This window comes from Pantoea coffeiphila, assembly GCF_016909495.1.
GTDB lineage: Bacteria > Pseudomonadota > Gammaproteobacteria > Enterobacterales > Enterobacteriaceae > Erwinia > Erwinia coffeiphila.
In genome coordinates this window covers 60,891-72,848 of sequence record NZ_JAFBFW010000004.1, presented here as the reverse complement: position 1 = coordinate 72,848, position 11,958 = coordinate 60,891, and the positions used below count along the sequence as shown (strand labels likewise).

Annotated in this window: 10 protein-coding genes and 1 riboswitch; of the genes, 3 read left to right on the top strand and 7 right to left on the bottom strand. The window is 57.4% G+C overall.

Annotation, left to right across the window (positions count from 1 at the left end; genetic code table 11):
• Window positions 1-62: 62 nt before the first annotated feature.
• A riboswitch (TPP riboswitch) is annotated at window positions 63-168 on the top strand.
• Between the two features lie 36 nt (window positions 169-204).
• The 3 genes from thiM to fbaB all read left to right on the top strand — a co-directional run bounded on the left by thiM (window position 205) and on the right by fbaB (window position 3,023).
• Window positions 205-996 (top strand): hydroxyethylthiazole kinase, encoded by a 792-nt coding sequence (gene thiM / locus JOE09_RS13945; RefSeq protein ID WP_205066195.1) that lies wholly within the window; start codon window positions 205-207, stop codon window positions 994-996.
• Complete coding sequence (thiD, locus tag JOE09_RS13940) at window positions 993-1,793, top strand: bifunctional hydroxymethylpyrimidine kinase/phosphomethylpyrimidine kinase (protein WP_205066194.1); 801 nt, start codon at window positions 993-995, stop codon at window positions 1,791-1,793. The genes thiM and thiD overlap by 4 nt, the downstream gene beginning before the upstream one ends.
• A 177-nt stretch (window positions 1,794-1,970) precedes the next feature.
• The gene (gene fbaB / locus JOE09_RS13935; RefSeq protein ID WP_205066193.1) at window positions 1,971-3,023 is read left to right on the top strand and encodes a class I fructose-bisphosphate aldolase; all 1,053 of its coding nucleotides are present in this window, start codon (window positions 1,971-1,973) and stop codon (window positions 3,021-3,023) included.
• A gap of 98 nt (window positions 3,024-3,121) precedes the next feature.
• Here fbaB and JOE09_RS13930 read toward each other — a convergent pair whose 3' ends face one another.
• The 7 genes from JOE09_RS13930 to yegS all read right to left on the bottom strand — a co-directional run bounded on the left by JOE09_RS13930 (window position 3,122) and on the right by yegS (window position 11,937).
• On the bottom strand, window positions 3,122-3,745 hold the full coding sequence (locus tag JOE09_RS13930; protein WP_205066192.1) for a LuxR C-terminal-related transcriptional regulator: 624 nt from the start codon (window positions 3,743-3,745) through the stop codon (window positions 3,122-3,124).
• Between the two features lie 283 nt (window positions 3,746-4,028).
• Window positions 4,029-4,715, bottom strand: coding sequence for a GntR family transcriptional regulator (locus JOE09_RS13925; protein ID WP_105591387.1), 687 nt, complete (start codon window positions 4,713-4,715; stop codon window positions 4,029-4,031).
• A gap of 131 nt (window positions 4,716-4,846) precedes the next feature.
• The gene (locus JOE09_RS13920; protein ID WP_205066191.1) at window positions 4,847-6,313 is read right to left on the bottom strand and encodes a mannitol dehydrogenase family protein; all 1,467 of its coding nucleotides are present in this window, start codon (window positions 6,311-6,313) and stop codon (window positions 4,847-4,849) included.
• Between the two features lie 46 nt (window positions 6,314-6,359).
• The gene (locus JOE09_RS13915; RefSeq protein WP_123334985.1) at window positions 6,360-7,643 is read right to left on the bottom strand and encodes an MFS transporter; all 1,284 of its coding nucleotides are present in this window, start codon (window positions 7,641-7,643) and stop codon (window positions 6,360-6,362) included.
• Between the two features lie 96 nt (window positions 7,644-7,739).
• On the bottom strand, window positions 7,740-8,750 hold the full coding sequence (locus tag JOE09_RS13910) for a Zn-dependent oxidoreductase (RefSeq protein ID WP_205066500.1): 1,011 nt from the start codon (window positions 8,748-8,750) through the stop codon (window positions 7,740-7,742).
• Window positions 8,751-8,760: 10 nt separating this feature from the next.
• Complete coding sequence (gene manD, locus JOE09_RS13905) at window positions 8,761-9,975, bottom strand: D-mannonate dehydratase ManD (RefSeq protein WP_105591391.1); 1,215 nt, start codon at window positions 9,973-9,975, stop codon at window positions 8,761-8,763.
• Between the two features lie 1,062 nt (window positions 9,976-11,037).
• Window positions 11,038-11,937: a lipid kinase YegS gene (gene yegS / locus JOE09_RS13900; protein WP_205066190.1), complete on the bottom strand. Its 900-nt coding sequence runs from the start codon at window positions 11,935-11,937 to the stop codon at window positions 11,038-11,040.
• Between the last annotated feature and the right edge of the window lie 21 nt (window positions 11,938-11,958).

Genomic DNA, 11,958 nt, shown 5'->3' with positions numbered 1-11,958 from the left:
TATGGTTTGATCCTTTTATGTGTTTTTTGTATTCTTTAGGTTATTGCTTCGCAATGTGTTTACTTAATGACTCGGGGTGCCCATCCTGTTTTCCCAGGACAAGGCTGAGAAAAACCCGCATAACCTGAACTGGATAATGCCAGCGGAGGGAAGTCAGATGCCTCCAACCGGCATCGCCTTCTTGATCGCCGGTTGGGAGTATAGATGAGCCAACCCATTCCCCTCAGCCACCACGATGTGGCGCACTCTCTGGCGCTGTTCCGCCAGCAATCCCCCCTTATTCACTGCATGACCAATGATGTAGTACAGACCTTTACGGCCAACGTTCTGCTGGCGCTGGGTGCATCCCCGGCGATGGTGATTGATGCCGAAGAGGCTGCGCAGTTTAGTGCGGTAGCTAGCGCGCTGCTGGTCAATGTCGGTACGCTCACCCGCTCGCGCAGCGCGGCAATGCTGGCGGCGGTGGAGTCTGCAAACCGTGCAGGGCGCAGCTGGTCACTGGACCCGGTGGCAGTTGGGGCGTTAGCCTTCCGTACCGAATTCTGCCATCAGCTACTGAATCATCAACCTGCCGCCATCCGCGGTAATGCCTCAGAGATTAAGGCGCTGGCGCAGGAAGCCGTTTCAGGGCGCGGCGTCGATTCCCGGCATCAGTCCGATGCCGCGATTCAGGCCGCACAGAAGCTCGCTTTACAGAGCGGGGCGGTTGTGGCGGTCACCGGAGAAGTGGACTTTGTTACTGACGGTCAGCGGACTCTCAGTGTCAGCGGCGGTTCACCGTTGATGACGCGCGTAGTCGGTACAGGCTGTGCGCTGTCGGCGGTGGTGGCGGGTTTTGCCTCGCTGCCCGGCGATCGCCTGATCCACGTTGCCAGCGCCTGCCGCGTGGTATCACTGGCCGGCGAGCGTGCCGCCGCGATCGCATCAGGACCGGGGAGCTTTATCCCTGCCTTCCTGGATGCGCTCTATCTGTTGACCCCGGAGGAACTGGCATGAAGCGGATTAATGCACTGACCATTGCCGGTACCGATCCCAGCGGCGGAGCGGGTATCCAGGCAGATCTGAAAGCGTTCTCGGCGCTGGGCGCTTACGGCACCAGCGTGATCACCGCGCTGGTTGCGCAGAATACCCGGGGCGTGCAGTCGGTTTATCGTATTGAGCCGGATTTCGTTGGTGCGCAGCTGGATTCAGTGCTGTCGGATGTACGCATCGATGCGATCAAAATCGGTATGCTGGCGGAATCCGACATTGTGGAAGTGGTGGCCGGGCGTTTGCAGGCAGCCACCACACCGTGGGTTGTGCTGGATACGGTGATGCTGGCAAAAAGCGGCGATCCGCTGCTCTCTCAACGGGCGGTTGCCACGCTGCGCGAACGCCTGCTGCCGCAGGTATCGATTATCACGCCGAATCTGCCGGAGGCCGCAGCGCTGCTGGACTGCCCGATGGCGAGCAACGAGCAGGAGATGCGCGAGCAGGGCAGGGAACTGCTGGCGATGGGCTGCCAGGCGGTGCTGATGAAGGGCGGCCACCTCAGCGAGTCGGAAAGCCCGGACTGGTTGTTCACCCGCGAGCTGGAGCAGCGTTTTACCGCGCCGCGTGTGAATACCCGCCACACCCACGGCACCGGCTGCACGCTCTCTGCGGCGCTGGCCGCACTGCGACCGCGCCACGATAACTGGGTGGCAACCGTGCAGGCGGCGAAGACCTGGCTGCAGCGCGCACTGGAGCAGGCGGATTCGCTGGAAGTCGGGCAGGGGATTGGTCCGGTGCATCACTTCCACCAATGGTGGTAATGAATGCAGGGGCAAACGCGCTTTTGTGCGCATTAGTCTGAAAAATCCAGTCAGCAATTTGCCTGGATAACCGTTTAGGTTCACCCTGTTGAGGTCAGAAATCAGTCGCATTTCTGAACAGCGGGCCATTTGACCGTTGGCGGGTCGTGGCCCTCCCTACCTTTGACAGGAGTTATCATGACGGACATCGTACAGTTATTGGGCAAAGAAGCAGATTCTCTTTTGCAACATCGCTGCATGACTATTCCAGCAGACAGCCTCTATCTTCCGGGATCGGATTGGGTAGACCGGGTGATGGTTGATAATAACCGTCCCCCGGCGGTTTTACGCAATATGCAAACCCTGTATAACACCGGGCGTTTAGCCGGGACAGGTTACCTCTCTATCCTGCCGGTTGACCAGGGCGTTGAGCACTCCGCCGGCGCCTCTTTTGCCGCAAACCCGCTGTACTTCGACCCGAAGAATATCGTCGAGCTGGCGATTGAAGCGGGCTGTAACTGCGTCGCCTCCACCTATGGCGTGCTGGCTTCCGTTTCCCGCCGCTATGCGCACCGCATTCCGTTTATGGTCAAGCTGAACCATAACGAAACCCTCAGTTATCCTACCCAGTACGATCAAACCCTGTATGCCAGCGTTGAGCAGGCTTTTAACCTGGGGGCCGTTGCCGTCGGGGCAACCATCTATTTCGGTTCCGAGCAGTCGCGCCGTCAGATCGAAGAGATCTCGGTAGCGTTTGAGCGCGCGCATGAACTGGGGCTGGTCACGGTGCTGTGGGCCTATCTGCGCAACAACGACTTCAAAAAAGACGGTGTGGATTATCATGCCAGTGCGGATCTCACCGGTCAGGCAAACCATCTGGCGGCGACCATCGGTGCAGATATCGTTAAGCAGAAAATGGCGGAAAATAACGGCGGCTACAAGGCGGTGAACTTCGGTCACACCGATGAGCGGGTTTATAGCAAGCTGACCACCGATAACCCCATCGATCTGGTGCGTTATCAGCTGGCTAACTGCTATATGGGACGAGCAGGATTGATTAACTCCGGCGGTGCAGCAGCGGGGGATACCGATATTGCGGAATCCGTACGTACTGCCGTGATTAATAAGCGTGCCGGAGGAATGGGGCTGATTCTTGGCCGTAAAGCATTCAAGAAATCAATGAAAGACGGCGTGGCGCTTATTAATTCCGTTCAGGATGTCTATCTGGATAAAAAAGTCACCATAGCTTAATAATATGACAGGCGGACATAAAATATCCGCCTGTCATATCCTGCTACTTGCTATATAAAACACCCTGGTGTTGGCGCAATCTTCCCACCAACAAACGACTAACTCAAATGCGGTACGTGAGTCAGGCTTTTGGCCAGATTGATTATCTGGAACAGCACTTTAGTCCGCTTTGATTTACTTTTCTTCTTCAGATTGTTTTTATGAGAAAGTACGGTCTTCAGCTTGATGTTAATATGTTCAGAAATCTCTACCGAGCTTCTTTCTTTCATCCAGAGATTAAGTATTTCAGACTCGCGTTTGCTGAACGACAGCGGTGTTTCATCAGCCGGGTAGAGTCCAACAGGTTGAGTGGCCTGCTTTAACCTGTTGTTTGAAACCAGATTTTTTACTGTGCTGATTGACACGTTCTGCGCCATAATCACCACGTTCGGCTTGATGTAAATGTAATCTTCAAATGATGAATGAACCACCCGCATAAAGATAATAAACAGGGTTTCCGGATTCATTGCAATCAGTTTTTTTATCTCTTCCCTGTCGTTTTCCGTGTTGTAAACGGATTCGCAAATAAACGCTATTTGCGTGGAGCCTTGCTGTAATAGTCGTGCGCAGTTAGGAAGATTATCCAGCAGATGAATATCCTTTTTTTTACCGCCTGCTTCATTGATAACGCTTTTTAATCCATGGCTGAAATAATCACATTTATTTAATATGATATAACTCATAAAGTACAGCCTTATTTAAGTTGGTTAACTGCAATGATTGCTGTTATTTATTATGAAACACTAAATATCGATAACGAATAGTGATGACGTTGGAAGAAAATCAGCAGGTGCTGATATTAATGAAATATCAGGGGTCGCTAATTACGCCGATCTTGTGATGTAGATCTACTATAAAGGCTCAGTGTACAGCCGCAAATGTCTTACACCGTCAATTCTTGTCTGTACGCCTCATGAATAGCGAAAAAAGAGGGGCGGGGCGCATTTTTCGCCCCGAAGCGCTGTTTTATACAGCTTCGAACCATTCGCTATTCTGTTCTGCTATCGGAGTTATAGAGAAGATCATCTCCTGCAGATGAGTGCGCATGGCGCTTTCAGCAGCATTAGCGTCTTTCGCCACCAGCGCCTGGTAGATTTTCCAGTGCTGCTCTATCAAACTCTCCGGCGGCGAGACCTTGCTGAGGGTTAGAAAACGTACCCGGTCCATGGTGGCCTTGATGTTTTCTACCGTTTCCCACGCCAGCCCGCAGTCAATGCTTTCGGCAATCAGGCGGTGGAACTCATCATCCAGTACAAGAAAGGCCTGGCTGTCGTGGCGCTCCGCCGCCAGCTTTTGCAGCTGCAGGTTGTGCTCAAGAGCGGCCAGCCCGGTTGCACTGGCTTCCTGCGCCGCTCTGCGCACCACGGCCACTTCTACGGCTTCACGGATAAAACGCCCGTCGGCCACCCGCTGCGCGGAGATCTTGCGCACGAAGGTGCCACGCTGCGGCAGTACCTGTACCAGCCCGGCCTCGGCCAGTTTAATAAAGGCTTCCCGCACCGGCTGGCGAGAGACGTTAAAGCGGCTGGAGACGTCTTTTTCGGACAACAGGCAGCCGGGAGGAATGGCACAGGTGACAATTTCATGGCGCAGATAGCGGTAAATCTGCTGATTTACCGGTTCGCTGGCGGTAATGGTATATACAGTCGACATTCGGCAACGTCCCTTTAGCGGCAGGTCATCTCAACCCGTCTGCGCATGGTAGCAAAGCGTTCAGTCTAATCAGCAAGATGGCGGAGCGCCAGGGCTTTATCAGCCCCGGCATGCGGGTGGTGCAAATGCGGTCAGCAGCCCGGCTTGACCAGTTGATGAACGGTCCTTTTTGCCCCCTGATCCAGCAGCAGGCGGTAGATATGATTCACCCTGGCGACAAACGCGGTGCTGGCGGGCAGATCGTGGCCGAATACGCTGCTCAGCGCCAGCAGCGCGGCGACGCGTTCGCTGCCCTCCCTGCTCCCGGCCACGCGCTGAGCCAGCTCCGCGCGCAGCGGATCGTTGATGCTAATCGCTTCTCCCTGCTCGCTGACGCCGCCAACGTAGCGCATCCAGCCCGCCACGCCCAGCGCCAGCAGATCGAAATCACTACCGTGCTGTAAATGCCAGCGAATACTGTCCAGCCAGCGCTGCGGCAGCTTCTGCGTGCCGTCATTGGCAATCTGCGCGGTGCGATGTTTGATAGCGCGGTTGCGATAGCGGGCAATCAGCGAGTCGGCGTAGGCTTCCAGGTCCACGCCGCGGGTGCGCAGGGTTACCGCCTGTTCCGACAGCATCAGGCGGCGCGCGGCCAGCAGAAACAGCTCATCGTCCATGCAGTCGCTGATATGCTCGTAGCCTGCCAGATTGCCCAGATAGGCGAGGAACGAGTGGCTGCCGTTAAGCATGCGCAGCTTCATCTCTTCGAACGGGAGTACGTCTTCCACCAGTTCGGCCCCCGCCAGCTCCCAGCGCGGGCGTCCGCTGACGAAATTATCCTCGATCACCCACTGGAAAAATGGCTCACACACCACGCCCGCCGGATCGTCGCAGCCCAGCTGTTCGCGCAGGGCACGGTGCGTTTCATCGGTCATTGCCGGAACAATGCGGTCCACCATGGTGGAAGGGAAGGTGAGGTTATCGGCGATCCACTCCGCCAGTTCAGGCTCCTGCTGACGCGCCAGCTGGCTAATCACCCGGCGAGTGACGTGGCCGTTCTCCGGCATATTGTCGCAGGACATCACGCTAAACGGTGGCAGCCCCCGTTCGCGGCGGCGGCGGATGGCGGCCAGAATAATCCCCGGCAGCGACTGCGGCACATCGGGGTTCGCCAGGTCGTGAACGATCGCCGGGTGTTGCAGATTCAGCTCGCCGCTGGCCGGATGGTGGCAGTAACCTTTTTCGGTTACCGTCATCGACACAATCGCCACCTCCGGCTGGCTTAGCGCGTCAATCACCGCCTCCACGCCGTCCGACTGGCCGTGCAGCGCCTGGGTGACCACGCCAATAATCCGCAGATCCATCCGGTCATCAGCCATTTCCGCCACGCTGTAGCACAGCTGCTGCTGGCGCAGCGCATGAATCGCCTCGCCGTTGTTCAGATTGATTTCGCAGTAACCCCAGTCGCTGCCCTGCTCGGCAGCCAGCCTGTCGCTGCACACCGCCTGGTGCGCACGATGGAAGGCACCGAAGCCGATATGCACCATTCGCGTTCGTAATGCACTACGGTCGTAAGCGGGTTTCTGCACGCTTGCTGGAAGGTTCTCCACAGACAACATAAATTATCCTTAATTGAAGGTGCGGGGGAGCGCCCCGCACAACCATTTAAACTGAAACAGTCTTACTGTATTTTTTCGGCGGACGCACCACCACCAGCACCAGCAGGGCACCCAGCGCGGCGATGCCACCGGCGAGGATAAAGGCGCTGTCGAACTTACCGGTATGCTGCACGATGTAGCCGGTCGCAATCGGCCCGATAATTCCGGAGATGCTGCCGATCAGGTGGATAAAGCCGCTGATGCTGCCGACGCGGCTTTTATGCACCACGTCCTGAATAATCGCCCAGTAGATCGCCCCGGTGATATACAGGAAGAAGATAGACACCGACATCAGTCCAACCGCAGGCACCACGTCTTTCACCGTTCCTGCACAGGCCACGCAGATTGCGGCGGCGAAAAGGCACACCACCAGCACAATTTTTCGCGACAGCAGCAGTTTGCCGGTCATGCGGAAAATCTTGTCTGAGATGATCCCACCCAGCGCCAGGCCGACGAAGCCGACAATCCACGGGATCATGGTGGTGATGCTCATCGCCTTGATATCCAGCCCGTGCGACTGCACCAGATAGGCCGGGAACCAGCTGAGGAAGAAGAACAGAATATAGTTGTAGCAGAAGAAGGCGAAGGCGGTGACCAGAATAATCGGCTGGCGCAGATAGTGGCCCAGGCCATGCTGTGACTGGGACAGTTCTTCCTCGGCGCTCAGCTGCTCGTCTTTCATCTGGGCGATCAGGGCGCGCTCGCGTTCGCTAATCAGCTTGCTTTTCAGCGGGTTATCGGCGGCGATAAAGAACCACACCACCATCCAGATAATGCCGATTGAGCAGATAATGGCGAACGCCGGGCGCCAGCCGAAAGCCAGGGACAGATAGCCAATAATCGGGCCGGCAATCGCGCCGCCGAGCGGTGAACCGGCGCTGAGCAGCCCCATCGCGGTGGCCGCCTGTTTTTTCGGGAACCAGCCGTTAATCGCCTTGTTGGCCGAGGCGCAGATTGGGCCCTCCGCCATGCCGAACAGCACGCGCAGGATCAGCATCGACCAGAAGCCGGTGGCCAGCGCGGTAAAGCCGCAGAACAGCGACCACATGCCGACCGCGACGCCGAGAGTGATGGTTGGCCCGAAGCGGTCCGTTGCCAGGCCGCCAACGAAGTTAAAAATGGCATAGCCGAAGAAGAAGCTGCCGAAAATCAGGCCGAACTCTTCGGCATTGAGCATCAGGTCTTTCTCAATCATCGGCACGGTCAGCGACAGCGCCACGCGATCGAGGTAGTTGATCATATAGACAAGAAACAGCAGCAGTACGATGGTCCAGCGCAGGTTTTTAATCATCATGACTCCTTCCCCTCTTTCCGGCCTGCTGGCGGTTGGGGGCTGTAGGTAGAGGTATTGTGGCCGGAGGGCTGGGTCAAACCCCCCGGTGTTTTGCTAGCTGACTTTCAAAATTACTTTGCAGCAGCTGCGCGGGTCCTTCTCAAACAGGGTCATCGCCTGTTCAATCTGGCTGAGCGGCAGGGTATGGGTGACCAGCTTTTCCGGTTCGATCAGCCCCTGTTCGATCCAGGCAATCACCTGCGGGAAGCGGTTGCTGTTCAGTCGGGAGGTAAATAGCGACAGCTCTTTGCTGGTCAGGCTTTGCTGGGTGATAGCGCAGGGCTCGCCGGAGAAACCGAGCAGGCCGATGCGCCCGGCAGGTGAGGCCAGTGCGGCCGCTTCGGCAAGAATCGACGGGTGGCAGGCGGCATCAATAATCAGCGTTGGCTGCACGCCATCGAGCTGTTCCGCCAGCGGGGTGTCGCTGTTGTTCAGCGCGCGATCCGCGCCGTTGTTCAGTGCCAGAGTCAGCCGTTCGGTTATCCGGTCGGCGACGATCACCGTTTTCACGCCATAAACGCCTTTCAGCACCTGGATCGCGGTCAGCCCCATCGGGCCGGCACCGTAGATCAGCGCCACGTCGTCGGGCTGCGGCTGTAAAAACGCGGTGATGTTGGCGGCGATGGTAAATGGTTCCACCAGGCTGGCCAGCGTATCGGGAATGCTCTCCGGCAGCCGCCAGGCATTCGCGGCGGGTGCCAGCGCATATTCACTGAAGCCGCCGTCGCGATGCACGCCGATCACCTGTAGCTCTTTGCAGACGTTGGGGCGACCGATGGAGCAGGGATAGCAGTGACCGCAGCTGACCACCGGATCGACCGCTACGCGCTCGCCAATGCGCGCGCCGTCCACGCCGTCGCCCACCGCATCAATCAGGCCAAAAAACTCGTGGCCGATGGTACGCGGATAGCGGGCAAAGGGATTATGCCCGTGCCAGATATGCACATCGGACCCGCAGATGCTGGCGTACTGCACTTTCACCCTGACTTCGCCCGCTTCCGGCAGCGGCAGCGGACGTTCCTGAATCTGAAGATCGCCGGGACGTTCAATGACCACGCTTTTCATCATGCTCTCCTTACCAGTTCCACAGCGTGCCGTCTTCCAGACGGGCAACGGGCAGATACGCCGGTTCATAGGGATATTTCGCCGCCAGCTTTTCGTCGAACTCAATGCCGAGGCCCGGTTTTTCGCCCGGATGCATATAGCCGTTATCAAACGTCCAGCTGTGCGGGAACACTTCCAGCATCTGCTCGGAGTAGCCCATGTACTCCTGCACGCCGAAATTTGGCACCCACAGATCGAAGTGCAGGGCGGCGGCCATGCAGATTGGCGACAGGTCGCTCGGTCCGTGAGATCCGGTACGCACCTGATACAGCGAGGCGAAGTCGGCGATGCGGCGCATGCCGGTAATGCCGCCCGCGTGGGTGATGGTGGTGCGGATATAGTCGATCAGCTGTTCTTCAATCAGCTGCTTGCAGTCCCAGATGCTGTTAAACACTTCACCCACCGCAATCGGCGTGACGGTGTGCTGGCGGATCAGGCGGAAGCTCTCCTGGTTTTCGGCCGGGGTCGGGTCTTCCATCCAGAACAGGCGATAGTCCTCCACGCTTTTGCCGAAGCGCGCGGCTTCGATCGGCGTCAGGCGGTGATGCATGTCGTGCAGCAGGTGCTCATCAAAGCCGAATTTGTTGCGGATGGCATCGAACAGTTTTGGCGTGAAGTCGAGGTATTTTTCGGTCGACCACAGCTGTTCTTCCGGCCGCGCGCCTTTCGTTGCCGGCTCGTAGGCCTCGCCTTTGCCCTTGGCCATGCCGTAGGTGGTTTTCATTCCCGGCACGCCGCACTGGGCGCGAATGGCTTTGAAACCCAGCTCTTTATGTTTGGCGTAGTCGTCCATGACTTCATCGATGCTGTGACCGGTGGTATGGCAATAAACCATCACTCCGGTACGCGATGCGCCGCCGAGCAGCTGGTAAAGCGGCATATTGGCGGCTTTGGCTTTGATATCCCACAGCGCCTGGTCAACGGCGGAGATCGCAGACATGGTGACCGGCCCGCGACGCCAGTAGGCCCCTTTGTAGAAGAACTGCCAGATGTCTTCGATCTGGTGGGCATCGCGGCCGATCAGCTGCGGGCAGACGTGATCTTTCAGGTAGGACGCGACGGGCAGTTCACGGCCGTTGAGCGTGGCATCACCGATGCCGGTGAGTCCCTGATCGGTGGTGATCTTCAGCGTGACAAAGTTTCTGCCGGGGCAGGTGACAAACACTTCCGCTTTAACAATTTTCATTTCAATTCGCCTTGTTGACTCGCTATGGCGCAAAATTACGCCAATGACGTACTACCATACAAGTTGGATTGGTTGGATTTTCGAGGGGGATCACAGATCGGGGGGAAGGCGCTGTAAAGTTCGAGGATGGGGTTCAGCCTCTGCTGCTGCTTCAGGGCGGTCCTCGCGCCGTGCATGGCACGGTGCCTTCGGTTGCGCAATAAAATGCCGCTGTGGAACAGGCGTATGGGGTTCAGCCTCTGCTGCTGCTCCAGGGCGGTCCTCGCGCCGTGCTTGGCACGGTGCCTTCGGTTACGCCATTGTGCCGGTCGGACCGGCCAGGATTGAACGTCCCTGTTCAAACCCGGCCTGACGCCAGCATCCCTGCTGTCGTCTCCTGGCGCAATGGCTCCACCTCAGCGCTGCGGATGCCCTTACGCAGCAGCAGAGGCTATCCCCTTTACCACGGTCTTCGCTTTAGGTTTTTCAGGCAACGTGAAAGTTAAAAAGCAGGCTGGCTGTGCGCCCGACCGGGGGCACAACCAGCCAGCGCCCGCTCCGGAATTTGCAATCAGGCCACCCACCAGCAGCCTCTCCCGAATCCGCCAACCGCACTGTACAAATCCCCGGTGATATGTCTGAAACAGCAGTGCACATTATTTTCGCTGTTGAACCGGAGTTTAGGGTTCCGCCTCTGCTACTGATTCCTGGCGGGTCCTCACTTTTGTATTTTCAGGCAACGCGAAAGTTAGAAAGCAGGCTGGTTGTGACCCCGAGCGGGCAATCCACAGCGCTGAACGTAGAGAGGAAGCCAGGATTCGGCCGCATGGATGCGGCCGAAAGTCACAGCCGGGCCAGGACGGTCCGTCTGTGGCGGTCCGCCCGGCTGACGAACGAAGTGAGGGAACCGCGAAGCGGCGCGAGGACGGCCGAACGGGGTCACAACCAGCCAGCGTTAACTTCCGACTATGCAAATAACACAGCATAAATTCCCGGTGTGCACATTTTTCCTGCTGTTGAATCGGTGTCTGGGGCACAACCAGCCTGCGTTAACTAACGACCCTGCAAACACCAAATCCAAAATTAAGCCAACAGCTCACACGACGGCGGCAACCGGCACTCCAACGCATCCGGCATCACCTCAATCTTAAACTTCGTCCCCGTCAACGGCTCGCCATCCAGATTAAACGTCATCTCATTCGGCGCATCAATCGTCAGCCACGGCAGCGACGCCGTAATCAAATTCGGATTCTCATCATCACTGGTCAACGTATGCAACAGCGTCGGCAACAGCTCCTGCGACGTGGCAATCGTCAGCTCCAGCTTACCGTCATTAATCAGCGCCTGAGGGCAAAGACGCTGACCGCCGCCCGCCTGCCGACCGTTACCAATCCCAATCACCAGCGCATCACCCTGCCAGTCGAAATCCGGACCGCGAAGATGGCAACTGTCCGCCTTTAGCGTATCCATTCGCATCAAACCGTGGATAAAATAGGACACGCCACCCAGCGCCGACTTCAGCTTCTCCGGCGTTTCCGTCGTAATGCGCGTGCCGAAACCGCCGGTCGCCATATTGATAAAATAGCGATCGCCGTTTACCCGCGCTAAATCAATAGCCGTCGCCTTGCCGATAATTGCCAGCCGCAGCGCGTTCTCCATCTCCAGCGGAATGCCCGCGCTGGTGGCGAAATCATTAGCAGTACCCAGCGGCACAATGCCCAGCACCGGCCGCCGTTCAGGTGGCAGACCGGCCAGTGCGGTGGCGATCTCATTAATCGTGCCGTCGCCGCCGGCGGCAATCACCGTGGTGGCATTCAGATCCACCGCTTCACGCACGTAGCGCTCGCCGTCACCGTGTTCCCAGGTCACGCGCACCTCCAGGCGGTAGCCTTCCTCACGCAGAGTGGCAATCGCCTGGCGCAGATCCTCATTGCCCGCGCTTTTACCGTTCAAAATCGCCAGCGTGATTGAATCATTTACCATTTTTTTATTTTCCTGAAGTTC

What these genes read in the sequence shown, in the direction of transcription:
- JOE09_RS13930 (WP_205066192.1), bottom strand. Translation starts at nt 3,745, where the DNA reads ATGAGTTATATCATATTAAATAAATGTGATTATTTCAGCCATGGATTA.
- JOE09_RS13915 (WP_123334985.1), bottom strand. Translation starts at nt 7,643, where the DNA reads ATGATTAAAAACCTGCGCTGGACCATCGTACTGCTGCTGTTTCTTGTC.
- JOE09_RS13920 (WP_205066191.1), bottom strand. Translation starts at nt 6,313, where the DNA reads ATGTTGTCTGTGGAGAACCTTCCAGCAAGCGTGCAGAAACCCGCTTAC.
- JOE09_RS13925 (WP_105591387.1), bottom strand. Translation starts at nt 4,715, where the DNA reads ATGTCGACTGTATATACCATTACCGCCAGCGAACCGGTAAATCAGCAG.
- fbaB (WP_205066193.1), top strand. Translation starts at nt 1,971, where the DNA reads ATGACGGACATCGTACAGTTATTGGGCAAAGAAGCAGATTCTCTTTTG.
- JOE09_RS13910 (WP_205066500.1), bottom strand. Translation starts at nt 8,750, where the DNA reads ATGAAAAGCGTGGTCATTGAACGTCCCGGCGATCTTCAGATTCAGGAA.
- thiD (WP_205066194.1), top strand. Translation starts at nt 993, where the DNA reads ATGAAGCGGATTAATGCACTGACCATTGCCGGTACCGATCCCAGCGGC.
- yegS (WP_205066190.1), bottom strand. Translation starts at nt 11,937, where the DNA reads ATGGTAAATGATTCAATCACGCTGGCGATTTTGAACGGTAAAAGCGCG.
- manD (WP_105591391.1), bottom strand. Translation starts at nt 9,975, where the DNA reads ATGAAAATTGTTAAAGCGGAAGTGTTTGTCACCTGCCCCGGCAGAAAC.
- thiM (WP_205066195.1), top strand. Translation starts at nt 205, where the DNA reads ATGAGCCAACCCATTCCCCTCAGCCACCACGATGTGGCGCACTCTCTG.